12 protein-coding genes are annotated in these 16,313 nt (G+C 73.2%); all 12 read right to left on the minus strand.

Annotation, left to right across the window (positions count from 1 at the left end):
* Nucleotides 1-50: 50 nt before the first annotated feature.
* Nucleotides 51-1,019: a carbohydrate kinase family protein gene (locus ACIP93_RS30495; protein WP_401763869.1), complete on the minus strand. Its 969-nt coding sequence runs from the start codon at nt 1,017-1,019 to the stop codon at nt 51-53.
* A gap of 161 nt (nt 1,020-1,180) precedes the next feature.
* A complete protein-coding gene (locus ACIP93_RS30500; RefSeq protein ID WP_401763872.1) occupies nt 1,181-2,128 on the minus strand; it encodes a pseudouridine-5'-phosphate glycosidase in 948 nt (315 codons plus the stop codon).
* 51 nt (nt 2,129-2,179) lie between these two features.
* Nucleotides 2,180-4,681 carry an Hsp70 family protein gene (locus tag ACIP93_RS30505; protein WP_401763875.1) on the minus strand — a complete coding sequence of 834 codons (2,502 nt, stop codon included), beginning with the start codon at nt 4,679-4,681 and terminating at the stop codon, nt 2,180-2,182.
* 44 nt (nt 4,682-4,725) lie between these two features.
* On the minus strand, nt 4,726-5,400 hold the full coding sequence (gene grpE / locus ACIP93_RS30510; protein ID WP_401763877.1) for a nucleotide exchange factor GrpE: 675 nt from the start codon (nt 5,398-5,400) through the stop codon (nt 4,726-4,728).
* On the minus strand, nt 5,397-5,765 hold the full coding sequence (locus ACIP93_RS30515; protein ID WP_345227790.1) for a hypothetical protein: 369 nt from the start codon (nt 5,763-5,765) through the stop codon (nt 5,397-5,399). The genes grpE and ACIP93_RS30515 overlap by 4 nt, the downstream gene beginning before the upstream one ends.
* Nucleotides 5,766-5,772: 7 nt before the next feature.
* The gene (locus tag ACIP93_RS30520) at nt 5,773-8,406 is read right to left on the minus strand and encodes a hypothetical protein (RefSeq protein WP_401763880.1); all 2,634 of its coding nucleotides are present in this window, start codon (nt 8,404-8,406) and stop codon (nt 5,773-5,775) included.
* Nucleotides 8,407-8,745: 339 nt separating this feature from the next.
* Nucleotides 8,746-9,978 (minus strand): multiple monosaccharide ABC transporter permease, encoded by a 1,233-nt coding sequence (gene mmsB, locus ACIP93_RS30525; protein ID WP_345227794.1) that lies wholly within the window; start codon nt 9,976-9,978, stop codon nt 8,746-8,748.
* Nucleotides 9,979-9,986: 8 nt separating this feature from the next.
* Nucleotides 9,987-11,549: a multiple monosaccharide ABC transporter ATP-binding protein gene (gene mmsA, locus ACIP93_RS30530; protein ID WP_401764104.1), complete on the minus strand. Its 1,563-nt coding sequence runs from the start codon at nt 11,547-11,549 to the stop codon at nt 9,987-9,989.
* Between the two features lie 32 nt (nt 11,550-11,581).
* Nucleotides 11,582-12,706 (minus strand): multiple monosaccharide ABC transporter substrate-binding protein, encoded by a 1,125-nt coding sequence (gene chvE, locus ACIP93_RS30535; RefSeq protein ID WP_401763883.1) that lies wholly within the window; start codon nt 12,704-12,706, stop codon nt 11,582-11,584.
* Between the two features lie 4 nt (nt 12,707-12,710).
* Nucleotides 12,711-13,712, minus strand: a complete 1,002-nt coding sequence (locus tag ACIP93_RS30540; protein WP_345227799.1) for a hypothetical protein — start codon at nt 13,710-13,712, stop codon at nt 12,711-12,713.
* A 243-nt stretch (nt 13,713-13,955) separates the two neighbouring features.
* Nucleotides 13,956-14,984, minus strand: coding sequence for a zinc-binding dehydrogenase (locus ACIP93_RS30545; RefSeq protein ID WP_401763886.1), 1,029 nt, complete (start codon nt 14,982-14,984; stop codon nt 13,956-13,958).
* Nucleotides 14,981-16,135 carry a mandelate racemase/muconate lactonizing enzyme family protein gene (locus ACIP93_RS30550; RefSeq protein WP_345227808.1) on the minus strand — a complete coding sequence of 385 codons (1,155 nt, stop codon included), beginning with the start codon at nt 16,133-16,135 and terminating at the stop codon, nt 14,981-14,983. Before ACIP93_RS30550 ends, ACIP93_RS30545 begins: the two co-directional genes overlap by 4 nt.
* Nucleotides 16,136-16,313 lie beyond the last annotated feature (178 nt).

Genomic DNA, 16,313 nt, shown 5'->3' on the forward strand with positions numbered 1-16,313 from the left:
ACGGAGCGGAGTGGAACGGAGAGGGGTTCAGGCCGACGGGACGAAGGGACTCACTCGGGCGGACGCGGTGAGGAGCAGGACGGATCGCGGTGCCGCGGCGGACGGGCGCCCACCCCGGCGACCGCTTCCGCGCCCGAACGGCAGCCCGCCGCGGCCGCCTCCGCGGCGGTCGCCCCGGCAAGGCGCGCGGCGAGGAAACCGCCGGTGAAGGCGTCGCCCGCGCCCGTCGAGTCGACCGGAGCGCGGACCGGTTCGGCCGTGACGTGCGCGCTCACCGCTCCGGAGACGGCCAGGAGCACGCCGTGGACGCCGAGGGTGACCGCGACCAGAGGGAAGCGGCGGCTCAGTGCGGCTGCCGCGTCGGCAGGTTCGGGCAGGCCGGTCAGCAGGCGGGCCTCGTCGGCGTTGGGCAGGAGGAGGCCCACGCCGTCGACGGCGGCCAGGAAGCGGTCGGCTCCCAGTTCGGCGAGGAAGCCGGCGGAAGCGGGGTCCACGCTCGTCGGGATGCCCCGGTGGCGTGCCTCCCGCAGGGCGAGGAGGGCGGCGGCACGGCTGGCCGGGGCGAAGAAGAGGTAACCGGAGACGTGCAGATGGCCGATGCCGTCGAGGAGGGAGGGGGACCAGTCGGCGGAGGACAGACGCAGGGCCGCGCCGCTGTCGGTGAGGAAGGTGCGCTCGGCGTCGGCGCCGACGAGGGCGACCACGGTGGCGGTCGGCGCCTCTTCGTCGACGACGAGCTCCGCCCGCACTCCGGCGCGGCGCAGGACGTCCAGATGCCAGGCGGCGGAATCGGTGCCGACGCGTGCGAGCAGCCGCACGTCACGGCAGCCCCAGCGCGCCGCCCAGCAGGCGACGTTCGCCCCGGCGCCGCCGGGCAGGGTGCGGATGCGGGCCGCGGTGTCCGTGCCCCGGGCGGGAGGCGTCGCGTGCCGTACGACCACATCCGTGACGACGTCCCCGATGACGAGCAGGCCGCCACCACGGCTCCCCGGGGCACACTTCCCCCGGTCACCCTTCACGGCGCCACGGCTCCCCGCGCCCCCGGTCACCGGGTCGCTGCTCCCTGCGTCCCCGCTTCCCGCGCCTCCGGTCACCGGGTCGCTGCTCCCTGCGTCCCCGCTTCCCGCGCCTCCGGTCACCTGGTCGCTGCTTCCCGCGTCCTCGCTCCCCGCGCCTCCGGTCACCCCGTCGCCGCCGCCGCTGTCGCGATCCGGGCGGCCAGTGCCACGTTTCCGCGTACCGCCGCCAGGTTGGCCTCCAGGGATGCTCCCGCCGTACGCCGCATCAGGTGGTCGAGCAGGAACGGGGTGACGGCCTGGCCCGTGATGTCCTGCTCCCGGCACGCTTCGAGCGCCTCTGCCAGCACCCGGTCGTGGAGTTCCGGATCCAACTGGTCCGCTTCGGCGACGGGGTTGGCGACGATCAGCGCCGACTCCGGGCCGCCGAGCGCGTCCCGGGCCCGCATCACCTCCGCGACGTCCTCGGGGGTGTGCACCGTCCAGTCGACGGGCACGCCCGAAGACGCGAGGTAGAAGCCGGGGAAGCGCGTGGTGCCGTAGCCGAGCACGCCCACGCCGAGCGTCTCCAGGCGCTGGAGCGTGGCCGGAACGTCCAGGATCGACTTGACCCCGGCGCAGACGACGGTGATGCCGGTGCGTGCGAGCAGCCGCAGGTCCGCGGATTCGTCCTGGGTCTCGGTCCACTCCCGGTGTACGCCGCCGAGTCCCCCGGTCGCGAACACCCGCAGCCCCGCCCGGACGGCCAGGAACGCCGTGGCGGACACCGTCGTCGCTCCGCTCGCGCCCGTCGCCAGCGCGGGTGCCAGGTCCCGGTGGCCCAGCTTCCGTATCTCCGGGTCGTCGGCGACCCTCTTCAACTCCCCCTCGGTCAGGCCGACGCGGGCGCTTCCGTCCAGGACGGCGACAGTGGCGGGGACGGCCCCGGCGGACCGTACGAGTTCCTCCAGTTCCAGGGCGACCCGGAGGTTGCGGGGGCGCGGCAGGCCGTGCGCGATGATCGTCGATTCGAGGGCGACGACGGGGCGGTGGGCGGCGAGAGCGTCGCGCACCTCCGCGGAGAGCGTGGGTTCGTACCGTCGACGGCCGGCCGTGGGCGTGTGGGATGCCATGCCCCATCCCTGGCGCGCGTGGGGCGGGCGCAAACCACCGGTACGACCTCCTCAGCCCCCGACCCCCTCCGGGCGGACCGTCCGGCGGTCCGGGGTGTCCTGTTGCTGGAGTTCGCGGAAGGCGTCCCCGTGGAGGTCGGTCATGCGGGAGAGGGCCGCGTCGCGGGTGGCCGGGTCGTTGGCGGAGGCCGCTTCCTTCAGTTGGGCGGCGACGTCGAGGACGCGGCGGGACAGGGCCGAGGAGAGGCGGCCCTGGGAGGCGGAGGCGATGGTGGAGAGGATGCGGTACAGGTCGTGGCCGAGGCGGTCCTTGAGGGCGATGATCTCCTCGGCGACGGCGCACGCGCCCGGGAGGTCGCCGTCCTTGCGGAGGGCGCGGATCTCCGCGTTGCCGCGGCGCATGGTTTCGAGGTCGTCGGCGGACATCAGGTGCGGGACGTAGCGGGGGTAGAGCGCGGAGAGGGCGCAGGCCCAGCGGACCGTGTCCTGCTGTTCGCGGCGGCGGCGGGCGTCGTCGAGGAGGTGGTCCAGGGTGCCGCTGGTGCTGCCCCCGGCGAGGAGGGCGCGCAGGCGCTGTTCCGTTTCCTCGAACCGGGCCAGTTCGGCTTGTTCGAGTTCGTGCCGCCAGTTGGCGAGGTAGGTGACGTAGTCGCGGTGGACGTTCAGGACGCGGCTGCGGAACTTGCTGGTCAGGGGGTTGCGGTTGAGTTCGACCGCGTGCCAGTCGCCGTTGTCGATGCGGAATTCGAGGTCGATGATGCGGTCGCTGTTGAGGCGGGTCCTGATGACCAGGGAACGGGTGCCGGTGATGTCCTCCTCGATCTCGTGGGTGTGGCTGGCGCAGAGGTCGTTGAGGTGGGCGGGCTGTTGGTCGCCCTCGCGCAGGAGGATCTCCAGCATGTCGCCCTTGCGGCCGGTGAGCTGGAAGTCCTTGACGTGCCAGTCGGTGGGGTAGGACTCGCCCGCCTCGACCAGGACGCGCAGGGAGCCGTCCTTCTGCTGGATGCCGAAGGGGAGGGCGGTCACTTCGAGCGGGGAGGAGACCGCGAACTCCCTGTCGCAGTGGGAGCAGGCGCTCAGGCCCGCGGAGTTGACCATTCCGCAGCTCGGGCACTTCAGGCCCGCGAAGCCGGGGAGCGGTTCCTCGCAGAGGGCGCACAGCATCGCCGCCGCCGGGTTCTCCTCGCCGCACCGCGCGCACTCGACGACCGTGGCCCGCACGGGGGGCGGCGTGAGGGCGGAGAGGTCCTCGGCGCAGACGGGGCAGGCCGCGCTGCCGGACGGGGCCGGGACGTGGCAGCCCGGGCAGTCCACCGTCGGCACGCCGACCAGCGGGGCCGCGCAGCCGCCGCAGGCGTCGGCCGCGACCGGGTTGACCGCGTGACAGCCCGCGCAGGTCAGCTCCTCCAGCAGGGCCGACTGCACCGCCGCGCCCAGGGCCACGCAGTGCATGGGGTCGATGTCGGTACGCAGCCGTTCCTCGCCGAACATCGCCGCGAGGTTCTCCCGTACGAGGGGGATCGCGCTCGAACCGCCCACCAGCAGCACCTGTTCGACGTCCTGCGGAAGGTGGTCGATGCGCGCGAGGGCCCGGGCGGTGTGGTCCATGGTCGCGGCGACCGGGGCCGCGATCAGGGCTTCCAGGACGGGACGGTCCACGCGCTGTTCGAGGGTCGCGCCGTGCGCGCCCAGGGGGGAGACGGTGACGTCCGTGGCCTGCGCGAGCGAGAGCCGGATCTTGGCCTGCTCGGCGGCCCGGCGGAGGCGGTGGCCGTCGGCGGGGGCGGGCACGTAGTCCTGCGGGTTCCTGTCGTTGCGCCAGCGCTCCTCGATGCGGGCGGCCAGCAGGTCGTCGAAGTCCGTGCCGCCGAGCAGGTTGTCCCCGCCCAGCGACATGACGTCGAGGTAGCCGGGCGCGGTGTTCAGGACGGACACGTCGAAGGTGCCGCCGCCCAGGTCGTACACGACGAAGGTGGCCGGGGGCGCGTCCTGGGGCCGGGTCAGCCCGTGGGCCAGCGCGGCCGAGGTCGGCTCCACCAGGACGCGTACGACGTGGAGTCCGGCCAGCTCGCCCGCGGCGCGGGTGGCCGCGAGCTGGCGTTCGCCGAAGTACGCGGGGGCGGTGATCACGGCGCGGTCGAAGACGACGCCGAGGCGGGACTCCACGTCCGTCTTGAGCCGGCGCAGGATGATCGCGGAGATCTGGACGGGGGTGTACCGGTGCGGGCCGAGGCGGATCAGGATGCCGCCGTCGCCGCCCTCGCTGAAGCGGGCCGCCGCCTCGCCCATGCGGCCGAGCGCCTCCTGCACCGCCGCCTCGCCGAACGTGCGGCCCATGAAGCGCTTCACCGAGGTGACGACCCTGCCCGGGTCCCGGTCCAGCCAGCGCAGGGCCTCCTGGCCCACGAGCAGACCGCCGTCCTCCGTGACGCCGACGGCGGACGCCGTGCTGAGGCGGTCGTTCGCGACGGGGAGCACTTCGGGGGCGCCGTTCTTCATCCAGGCGACCACGGAGTTGGTGGTGCCGAGGTCGATGCCGAGGGTTCTGTGCACGGTGCGTACCTTCGTTTCCACGGAGCCAGAAGGGGGAGTGGGGGTCAGGTGCGGCGCTTGCGGCGGTTGCGGCGGCTGGGACGACGGGGCTGACGCCGCGGCCGTACGGGGGTGGCCGTCGGCGGGGCGGCATCGGGTTCGGCCGTGGGCTCGGGATCGGGTTCCGGTTCGGGGTCCCGGCCCGGTACGGCGACCACCACGAGGGCCTCGCGCAGCACCTCGCGGTCCGCGTAGAAGCCGGTCACCCGTTCCTCCAGGACCGTGTCGGCGGGCACGGACGCGCGGGGCTCCCTGGCCACCACGCGCGAGATGCTCGGCACCGCCCTGCTCCCGACCAGGTCCATCGGCTCGACCCCCGCGGCGAGGAGACGCCGGCGCAGGACCCGGTGCGCGGCCCCGAGCTGCTCCTCCAGGAGTCCGGGCCCGGCCTGCGTCGCTCCCGGGCGGCCCGTTCCGTCCGCTCCGTTCGCCTCGTCCGCCGTGGTGCGCCGTACGGCGTCGGCCAGGATGTCGTCGACCTCCAGGAGACCTTCGAGGAGGTCGCGCAGCGTGCGTTCCACCGCGGCGCGCTTCTTCTCGAGGGCCTGCGCGCGGAAGGTCAACTGCTGGACGCGGCGGTCCTGTTCGGTGGGCCGCGCCCGTGCCGGGGACTCGGGCCCCCGGGGCGAGGAGTGTTCCGGGGAGGAGGAGTGTTCCGAGGGGGAGGCGGGCGGGGTCACGAATCGCTCCTGGGGAACGGGCCGAACCGGTCGGGTTCCGGCATCAGCGGGGGCAGGTCGTCCACCAGGTGCCGGGCCGCCTCCAGGACCAGGGAGGTCAGCTCCTCCTCCGACAGCGAACCCAGCAGCGGGGTGAGGAGGGCTGCCTTCAGCCGGCCGCTCGGCCTGGCGAGCGCGTTGGCCGCGCGTGACACGTCGCCGCGCCGCTTCGGGTCCGCCATCCCCTTCAGCCGTGCCGCCCTGACGGCCCCGGCGTCGGCCCCCGGAGCGAGGCCGAGCACGTCGTACGGGGTGGGGCCGAAGGCGGCGGGCCCGCCTTCGTCGGACGGGCGGGGGACGCGGGGCGGGTTCGGCTGTGCTGTCATCGCGGGATCACACGCCTTCGGGAGGGTCGACTTCGGGGGTGTCCTGCTTCCTCGGCCGGGCGCGCCCCTGGACGGCCCGGGCGGCTTCGGAGTCCCGCTCCGCCCCCGCCGGGTCGCCCGCCCGGCGCCGCCGCATCGCGCGCAACCGGTAGGCGTGCACCAGGACCTCGTGGAACTCCGTCAGGTCCCCCTCCGCACCCGTGCAGCGTTCCCGCAGCGCGATGATCTCGTCGTACGCGCTCCGTGCCAGCAGCGCGCTCGCCCACTTGGCCAGGACGTCGGGGAGGCCGGTGTTCTCTTCGAGCGGGTGGTACGAGAGGGACAGCCACAGGGTCTCCGCGTGCGCGCGAAGGCTCGGCTCGTCATAGGCCCGGTACGGTCGCCGCTCACGCCACAGCCCGCGCGCCACGTCGACTTCCGGGGACTCCCCGGAGAACCGCGCGTCCGGGCGGCCGGTCAGTCGGGACGCGGCCTCCCGCATCACGGCCAGGGCCTTGTCGCGGCGGCCCGCGCGGGCGAGGCCCAGGGCCTCCTGGTGCAGGGCCTCGGCGATCAGCCACTTCACGGAGCCGACCCCGGACGGCACGTTCCGTGCCCCCGCTCCCGCGCCCACCGGTGCCGTGCCGGTCGCCGTGCCGGTCGCCGGGCGGGACGGCGGCGGGGGCGGCGCGGGGGCCGGGGGCGCGGGCGGGGCGCCGGGCGCTCGTGCGGTCCTGGCCAGGCCGGCTCTCGCCTGGGGGTCCTCGGGGGACAGCTCCCGGGCGCGCCGGTAGCGTCGTTCCGCTTCCTCCCGTTGGCCGCGCCTCTCGGCCTGTTCGGCGAGACGGAGGGAGACGGCGGTCAGGTTGCGCATCAACTCCCGGTCGCCCGGGACCAGCCGGAGCCCCCGCTCCAGGAAGCCCGCCTGCGCGTGCCCTTCCTTGACCTGCCCGCGCACGGTGGTCCCGGCCCCCACGGCGGCCCGGCAGATCTCGTCGGCGTACCGGGTCACGTCCTGACCCGCCCGCAGCGCCTCCTCGAAGTCGCCCAGCGCCTGCGACCACCGTCTGCCGCGGGCGTGCTCCCCGGCCCGCCGGGCATGGGCGGCGCCGAGGAACCTCAGGGCGGCGGCCTCGTCGTCCGCTTCCGTACGGTCCGGGCGCGAGCGGCCGGACCCGGCCGGGGTCCCGCTGCGCGCCGCCGCCGCTCGGACCCGCCAGTCCGGGCGGGTCTCCTCGACCGCGTCGATCACCTCCTGCCAGCGCCCCTCCCGCAGCAGGGTCGCCAACACCGCGTCCGGGCCGAAGAGTTCCGCCGGCACGAGACCTCCCTGCCCGGCCGGCCGCGTGCGAGGCATGGCGTCCCGGAGTTCCCGCACGCGCCGGCTCCAGTTCGCGCCGAGTGCCCCGACCTCGTCCAGGTAGAGCGGCCCGCAGAAGAAGCCCGGGGCGGCGGGAGCGGGCGCGTCCCGCGCGGGAAGCCCGGCCCAGCGGCTCGCGGCCTCGCACTCCAGCCGCCACCTCAGCTCCAGCGACCGGTGGGGGGCGGTTCCCCCGGCCCGGTCCTGGTCGCGGCAGAGCTGCGTGATCCGGCTGCGCAGGTCGTCGACGGCGGTCGCCCAGACGCCGTCCTCGAAGTCCTCCCCGCACACCTCCCGCATGGCGGCGCGACAGGCGGGCGAGTGCAGTGCGGCGGCCCAGCAGGTCACGCTCTGCCGGGTGGCCGCGAGGCGGTCGTCCCGGTCGAGGGGGGCGCCGGAGGCCAGCAGACGGAGCGCGGCGACCCCGAGGCCGTGGGCCGACGCGAGGTCGAACGGCCGGGTCCGCCAGATCGCGAACCAGTGCCGCCACGCGCCCAGGTGGTTGCCTGCCGCGGTGAGGCGGCGCGCCGTACCGGCGGAGGACTGGCCGTACAGGGCGGACGCGTGGCCCTGGATGTCACGGGCGGTGGGGCGTCCGACGCGCTCCCACTCGGGGTAGCCGCCGCGGGTGAGGGCCCGGTGGAGGGCGAGGGTGCACACGTGCTGGCGGGAGGTGCGGTGCGCGGGGGGCGGGGGCGCGGCGCGGGTGCCGTACGGGAAGAAGGCGCTGACGAGTGAGTCGGTCTCGGCGCGGTCGGCGGGCGCGAGGCCGCGCAGCAGTTCGCTCGCCGCCGACGGGTCGCCGGGGCGTGCCCAGGACCGCAGTACGCGCACGGCCTCCGCGGTCCGTGCGGTGAGGACGGCCGCCTGGGCCAGGTTGGTCAGCGCGAGGTTCAGGCAGGGGAGGCAGCGGTGCGCCCCGTCGCCGTGGCGCACGCCGTGGGCGAAGCAGCAGCCCCCGCCGCACTGGCCGCAGCGGGAGGCGGCCACGCTGCCGCAGTCCGCGACGGAGCACGGACCCGAGACCTGGAGGGTGAGCCGGGCGTCGTGGGGGGCCAGGGAGGCGAGGTACCAGTCGTAGCAACGCCCCCAGTCGCGGACCCGGGCGGCGAGCGCCCCGTGGAGGGCCGCGTGCGCTGCCGCGCGGTGTGCGGGCACCGGTCCGTCCCGGTCGAGCAGGCGCAGATGGCCGACGGCCGCGGCGAAGTCCTCGCGCGCGTACGCGGCGACGGCCTTCCCGAAGGCGCCGGCAGCGGCCCGCTCGTCCCCTCCGGCGGCGGCGCCGGAGTGCTGTGATGTCACTGTGCTCCCCCAACACAGGCAACGGATCAGCGCGGTGGGGGCCCGGGAGGCGTCGCTGAGGCAGACGGCACCCTGGGCTCTGCGCACGCAGGCGAAGCATACGTCCTGACGAGGCGCGGAGTAAGGCCGGTCTTCCCCGCGCGCGGGAGGCCCCGCTGAGGCATGCTTCGCCCGCGAGGCCGCGGGAGGGGTGCCCGGTGAGGTGACGTTGGCGCACCTGCCGCGCCGGTGCGCACCGGAGGTCTGCGGCCCGCGCACGTGTTCCGCCCCTGCCGGTGCGTACCGGAGTTCTGCGGTCCGCGCACACGTTCCGCTCCCGGGACACGGGGTGACGGGCCGTCAGCGTCCCGCCTTGCGCTTGTTCCAGATGTCGAAGCCGACCGCGGCGAGCAGGACGAGGCCCTTGATGACCTGCTGGTAGTCGGTGCCGATGCCGACCAGCGACATGCCGTTGTTGAGGACGCCCAGCACCAGGCCGCCGATGACGGCGCCCATGACCGTGCCGACGCCGCCGCTCATCGACGCGCCGCCGATGAACGAGGCCGCGATGGCTTCGAGTTCGAAGTTCAGGCCGGCCTGCGGGGTGCCCGCGTTGAGGCGTGCCGCGTAGACGCAGCCCGCGAGGGCGGCCAGGACGCCCATGTTCACGAAGACCAGGAAGACGACGCGCTTGTCCTTGACGCCGGACAGCTTCGCCGCGGCCTTGTTGCCGCCGAGCGCGTAGACGTGACGTCCGATGACCGCGTTGCGCATCACGTACCCCAGCCCGATGAGCAGCGCGCACATGATCAGCATGACGACGGGGACGCCGTGGAAGCTGGCGAGCGTGAGGGTGAACGCGATCACGGCGGCGGCGATGGCGACGCACTTGGCGATCCACAGGCTCTTCGGCACGACCTCCAGCGCGTACGCCGACTCGCGCCTGCGGTCGCGGACTTCGCGGTACAGGAGCACGACGAGGGCCAGCGCGCCGAGGACCAGGGTCGGGTTGTGGTACTGGGTGTACGGGCCCATCTCCGGAATGAAGCCCTTGGCGATGTTCTGGAAGCCCTCGGGGAACGGGGCCAGGGACTGGCCCTCCAGGACGATCTGGGTCAGGCCCCGGAACAGCAGCATTCCGGCGAGCGTCACGATGAACGACGGAATGCCGACGTACGCGATGAAGAAGCCCTGCCAGGCGCCCGCGACGGCCCCGATGAGCAGGGACAGGGCCAGGGCGAGGACCCAGGGCATGTCCTGTTTGACCATCATGACGGCGGACATCGCGCCGACGAAGGCGACCAGCGAGCCGACCGAGAGGTCGATGTGCCCGGCGATGATGACGATCATCATGCCGATGGCCAGGATGAGGATGTAGCCGTTCTGCTGGATCAGGTTGGAGACGTTGTTGGGCAGGAGCAGCGTGCCGCCGGTCCAGATCTGGAAGAGGACGACGATGAACAGCAGGGCGACGAGCATGCCGTACTGGCGCATGTTCGTGCGCATGCTGTCGAGGAGGGCGGTGAGGGCGGCCGGACGTCCGGACGGCGGCCCGGCCGGTGCGTCCTCGCGCAGGGGAGTGGCAGTGGTCATGGCGGGCCTCAGCTCCGATTCTTCGTCTGCGTCATGTGGCGCATCAGCGTTTCCTGGGTGGCGTCCGCGCGGGACACCTCGCCGGTCAGCCGGCCCTCGGCCATCGTGTAGATCCGGTCGCACATGCCGAGGAGTTCCGGCAGCTCCGAGGAGATGAACAGGACCGCCTTGCCCGCTGCCGCGAGCCGGTCGATCACCGTGTAGATCTCGAACTTCGCGCCGACGTCGATCCCGCGCGTCGGCTCGTCCAGGATCAGCACCTCGGGGTCGGCGTGGATCCAGCGGCTCAGCACCACCTTCTGCTGATTGCCGCCGGACAGCCGCCCGACCTGCTCGAAGACCGTGGGGGACTTGATGTTCATGGAACGGCGGTAGCCCTCGGCGACCTGCCGCTCGTGGTGCTCGTCGACCACGCCGCGCCGCCGCATCCCGGGCAGGGAGGCCAGGGAGATGTTGCGGTTGATGTTGTCGATGAGGTTGAGGCCGTACTGCTTGCGGTCCTCGGTGACGTACGCCAGGCCCGCCCCGATCGCCGCCGGAACGGTGCGTACGTCGGCCTCCCGGCCGCCGACCTCGACGCGCCCGGCGACGTAACGCCCGTAGGAGCGCCCGAAGACCGACATGGCCAGTTCGGTGCGGCCCGCGCCCATCAGGCCCGCGATGCCGACGATCTCGCCCCGCCGGACGGTCAGGGAGACGTCGTCGACCACGAGGCGCTGCTGGTCCACCGGGTGGCGGACGGTCCAGCCGCTGACGGCCAGCGCGGTGCTGCCCGCGTCCTCGCCCCGGTACGTGCTGCGCTCGGGGAAGCGGTGGTCCAGGTCCCGGCCGACCATCGAGCGGATGATCCGGTCCTCGGCCAACTCGGCTGCTGAGCCAATGGACTGACGTACCGTCAGGGACTCGATGGTGCGGCCGTCGCGCAGCACCGTCACCGTGTCGGCGATGCGGCGGATCTCGCCCAGCTTGTGGGAGATGACGATGCAGGCGATGCCCTGCTCGCGCAGCTCCAGGATCAGGTCGAGCAGCTTCGCGCTGTCCTCGTCGTTCAGCGCCGCCGTCGGCTCGTCGAGGATGAGCAGCCTCACCTCCTTGGCGAGCGCCTTCGCGATCTCCACGAGCTGCTGCTTGCCCACGCCGATGTCGGCGATCGGGGTCTGCGGCTTGTCGGGCAGGCCCACCCGCTTGAGCAGGACGCCCGCGCGGCGCAGGGTGTCGTTCCAATCGACGAAGCCGCGTTTGAGGAACCGCCGTCCGCCGCCGGTCTGCTCATTGCCGAGGAAGATGTTCTCGGCGATCGAGAGATGGGGGACGAGGGCCAGCTCCTGGTGGATGATCACGATGCCGCGCTGCTCGCTGGCGCGGATGTCCCTGAACGCCACCGGCTCGCCCTCGAAGAGGATCTCGCCCTCGTAGGAGCCGTGCGGGTGGACCCCGCTCAGCACCTTCATCAGGGTCGACTTCCCGGCGCCGTTCTCGCCGCAGATCGCGTGGATCTCGGCGTCGCGGACGGTCAGGCTGACTTCGGAGAGGGCCGTGACGCCGGGGAAGGTCTTGGTGATGCCGCGCATCTCCAGCACGGGACGGGCCGCCGCCGGAGCCCTCACCGGAGCTGTCCCGCCGTGAAGTACCCCTCGTCCACCAGGAGTCGCGTGTTCGACTTGTCGATGCTCACCGGCTTCAGCAGGTACGACGGCACGACCTTCTTGCCGTTGTCGTAGTCGGTGGTGTTGTTGACCTGCGGTTTCTTGCCGTTCAGTACGGCGTCGCTCATGGCGACCGCCTGTGCGGCCAGCTTGCGGGTGTCCTTGTAGACGGTCTGCGTCTGCTCGCCGCCGATGATGGACTTGACCGACGCCAGCTCCGCGTCCTGCCCGGTCACCACGGGCAGCGGCTGGCTCCTCGTACCGTAACCGGCGCTCTTGAGGGCGGAGATGATGCCGATCGAAATGCCGTCGTAGGGGGAGAGCACCGCGTCCACGCGCTGGTCGCCGTAGTTCTTGCTGATCAGGTCGTCCATCCGCTTCTGGGCGGTGCCGCCGTCCCAGTCCAGGGTGGTGGCCTGGTTCATCTTCGTCTGGCCGCTGCGGACCACGAGCTGACCACTCGCCAGGTACGGCTGGAGGACCTTCAGGGCCCCGTTCCAGAAGTACTTGGTGTTGTTGTCGTTGGGGGAGCCCGCGAAGAGCTCGATGTTGTGCTTCTTCGCGTCCGGGTCCTTCGACGGGGCGCCCAGCTTCAGCTTGCCGACGATGTAGGTGGCCATCAGCTCGCCGACCCGCTCGTTGTCGAAGGACGCGTAGTAGTCGACGTTCGGGGTGCCCAGGATGAGCCGGTCGTAGCTGATCACGGGAATGCCCGCGTCGTGCGCGCGCTGGAGCACCTCGGTCAGCGCCGAGCCGTCGATCGCGGCGACCACCAGCAGCTTGCGCCCCTTGGTGATCATGTTCTCGAGCTGGGCGATCTGGTTCTCGACCTTGTTGTCGCCGTACTGGAGGTCGGTCCGGTAGCCGGCCTTCTGGAACTGCTTCGCCATGTTCTGGCCGTCGGCGATCCAGCGTTCGGACGCCTTGGTGGGCATCGCGAGCCCGATCGTGCCGCCCTTGCCGGTGTCCGGCCGGTAGCGGCTGCCGCCCCGCGCCTCCTGGCCGCAGGCGGTGACCGTGCTGAGCAGGAGGGCGGCGAGGGCGAAGGAGACGAGGGGTCCTGTGGTGCGGTTGTTGCGCATATGGCTACTTCTCCTCTGACGAGAGGGTTGCGTCGACGGGCCCGCCCGGCGCGGTGAACCGGCGCAGCGCCCCCGGCAGCCGTGCGCCCAGCGGCGACATCCCGCCGTCGGCGCCGTGCCGGGCCAGCAGGTCGAGCACCAGCCGCCCGCGCCGGACGCGTTCGCGCGCCGAGGCGAGCGCGGTGTCCCGGAGCTGCGCGCCGTAAGGGTAGATGCCGGGGGAGCGGCTGAGCCCGAACTTCAGGTAGAGCGGAGCGCCGCGCCGGATCAGCTCGGCGACCTCGTACATCCGGACGTAGCCGCCCAGGTCGTCCGGCGCCTCGACGTACATGTCCATGGGCGCGGCGCTGACCCGGCGGATCTCGGTGAGATGGCCGAGGGTGAGGTCGGAGGGCACGTTGAGGGAGTCCGCGCCGAGCTGCTCGTAGACGGCGTACGACGCGGGGTTGACCGGGCCGGTCAGCGCGGACAGCTTGAAGGTGACGTCGGCGGGCAGGACCGAGGCGGCGCGCATCCGGTGCAGGCTCCACAGCACGCCCTCGTCGGCGACGAGCAGGCAGCGCACCCCCAGCTCCGTCGCCCGTACGGCGTCCTCGACGCATCCGGCGAGCGCGTCGTGGCCCCGGGCGCGCAGTCCGCCGCCGCCGGAGTCGCTGCGGGTGGAGCCGCCGATGTCCCAGGTGCCGCGCGGGCCGGTGAACAGGCACAGCTCGATGCCGCGCGCCGCGCACGCCTCGGCCATCTCGGTGATCTCGGCGTCGGTGAGCATCCAGACGCCGGACCCCTGGCTGATCCGGTGCACCGGAACGTCCAGGGCGGCGCTCTCCTTCAGCACGGCGGCGAGCGCTTCGGGCCCCTCGACCGAGGGGATCTCGGTGCGCCAGGTGCCGCCGTCGGGGAAGGCGTGCGGGGAGGCGTCGGCGGGGTCGACGGCGGGGAAGGGATGCCCTATCCGGGCGAGCGCGTGGGCGCCGGGGCGGCGGGGGGAGTCGGTCGCGGGGGGCACAGGGGGCATGGTGCTCCGTAAGTAGCGTTCGGGATGTCGAACAACGGTCGGGGAAGTGGTCACGAGGCACTGCCGAAGCGAGGCATGGGGCGGAGAGTAGCCCCGGAGCGCCGAGGAAGGGATGCGGACGGCGTGAAGCGATCGTGCAGGGGGCAATTGGGGGGCGGGGTGCCCTGAAGGGGACCGCGGGGGCGGCGGGCAGGCGTGCCCCCGCGCGGTCGGCGGCCCGGCGGCCCGGCGGCGCTACGGCCTCAGCAGCACCTTCCCGGTCGCGGGGTCGCCCCCGCCCACCAGCGCGATCGCCTCCCCGAACCGCTCCAGCGGGAACTCGTGCGTGATCAGCGGCCCCGGATCCAGCAGCCCGAGCCCGAACGCCCGCACCGCCTGCGACCAGGCCGACGACGGCGCCCCGAACACACTGCGCACCTCCAACTGGCTCAGCGAGAGGTGCACCGGGTCGATCCCCGCCGCACCCGGCGCGAACATCCCCGTGAGCACCACCCGCCCGCCCCGCCGGGCCAGCAGACAGGACTCGGCGGCCGTGGTCGGCGCGCCCGCCGTCTCGACCACCAGGTCGAAGTGCCCGTACGCCGACCGGGCTTCGTCCGGCGTCAGCGCCCGCGTCGCGCCGAACCTCCGCGCCTGCTCGCCGCGCGGGGCCCGGGGGTCGACCACCGTCAGCTCCGCGGGCGAGAACGCCGCGAGCAGTTGTACGGCGAGCAGCCCGAGGGTGCCCGCGCCCACCACCGCGATCCGTCCGCCGGGGCCCGGCCGGCCGCACCGTACGGCTGCCGCGACGACCGCGGCGGGCTCCAGGAGGGCCGCCGCGCGCAGGTCGGCGTCGTCCGCCAGCAGGTGCAGCAGCCGTGCGGGCACGGTGAGGTGGTCGGCGAAGGCCCCTGGCTCGGTGAAGCCGGTCTCCGCGTACCCGCTGGTGCACAGGCTCGTCTCGCCGCACCGGCAGCGCTCGCACGCACCGCAGGACCTGAACCCCTCGGCCACGGTCCGGCGGCCGGTCAGCGCGGGGTCGACGCCGGGCCCGACCGCCGCCACGGTGCCGGACCACTCGTGCCCCGGCACCAGCGGATAGCGCACGAAGCCGGGGTCGCGGTGGCCGTCGTACACCTCGCGGTCGCTCAGGCAGAGCCCGGCGGCGGCGACCTCGATCAGCACCTCGCCGGGACCGGGCTCCGGCAGCTCGCCTGCCACCAGGCGGTGCTCCCCCGGCCGGTCGACGACGACGGAGCGGCTGCGGGCAGCTTTGGGGCTCACTTGGGCGCCCTCTTCTCCCAGCCCTCGGCCCACAGGTCGAACCGCGCCTGCTGCTGCGGGAACTCGGCCGCCGCGTCCACGTCCAGCTCCACGCCGAGCCCGGGGGCGTACGAGATCTCGAAGCAGCCCGTTTCCGGGTCCACCCGCGGAGCACCCCTGACGACCTTCTTGATCTCGGCGTCGGCGAAGTCGTTGAAGTGTTCCAGGACCTTGAAGTTCGGCGTGGTGAAGCCGACCTGGAGGGAGGCCGCCGTCAGGACCGGGCCGCCGACGTTGTGCGGGGCGATCAGCGTGTAGTGCGTCTCGGCGGTCGCGGCCAGCTTGCGGGTCTCCGCGATGCCGCCGATGTGGCCCAGGTCCGGCTGGATGATGTCGGCGGCCTGCGACTCGAACAGTTCGCGGAACTCGATGCGGTCGTGGACGCGCTCGCCCGTCGCGATCGGCATGTCCACCTTCGCGGCGACCTTCTGGAGCGCCTTGAGGTTCTCCGGCGGCACCGGCTCCTCCAGCCACGCGGGCCGGAAGGGCGCCATCTCCCTGGCGAGGCGCACCGCCGTGGACGGGCTGAAGCGGCCGTGCATCTCCAGCATGAGCTCGGCGTCCGGGCCGATCGCGTCCCGTACCGCCTCGATCAGCGAGACCGCGTACCGGCTCTGCTCGGCGTCGAGTTCGAGGTGCCCGGTCCCGAACGGGTCGATCTTCAGGGCGCGGTAGCCGCGCTCCATCACCCCGCGCGCCGCCTTGTGGTACGCCTCCGGGGTGCGTTCGGTGGTGTACCAGCCGTTGGCGTACGCCTTGACGCGGTCGGTGACCTTTCCGCCGAGCAACTGCCAGACCGGGACGCCGAGCGCCTTGCCCTTGATGTCCCAGCAGGCCATCTCGACGCACGCGATGCCGGACATGACGATCTCGCCGGCCCGGCCGTAGTCGCCGTACTTCATCCGGCGCACCAGGGCCTCGGTGTCGAAGGGGTCCGCGCCGACGACGTGGTGGGGGGCGGCCTCGTTCAGATAGCCGATCAGGGCGTCGGTGTGCCCGAGCATCCGGGTCTCGCCGATACCGGTGAGGCCCTCGTCGGTGTGCACGAGGACGTAGGTGAGGTTGCGCCAGGGGGTCCCGACGACATGGGTGGTGATGCCCGTGATGCGCACGGAAGTTGCTCCTTCTGAGCCGGGGCTCCGAGCCGGAGAGGGAACGTCTGGGATGTTCGATATTTCGACACACGTTCGAAATGTTGGCGTGACCGTAGCCAGCGGCCCGGAAGGTGTCAATGGGTGGCGCGGGAAACCCCGGAGACGCCGCCCGGCCATTGCCCGCCGCGGCCCCCGG

It is taken from the genome of Streptomyces sp. NPDC088745 (assembly GCF_044751045.1).
GTDB lineage: Bacteria > Actinomycetota > Actinomycetes > Streptomycetales > Streptomycetaceae > Streptomyces > Streptomyces cremeus.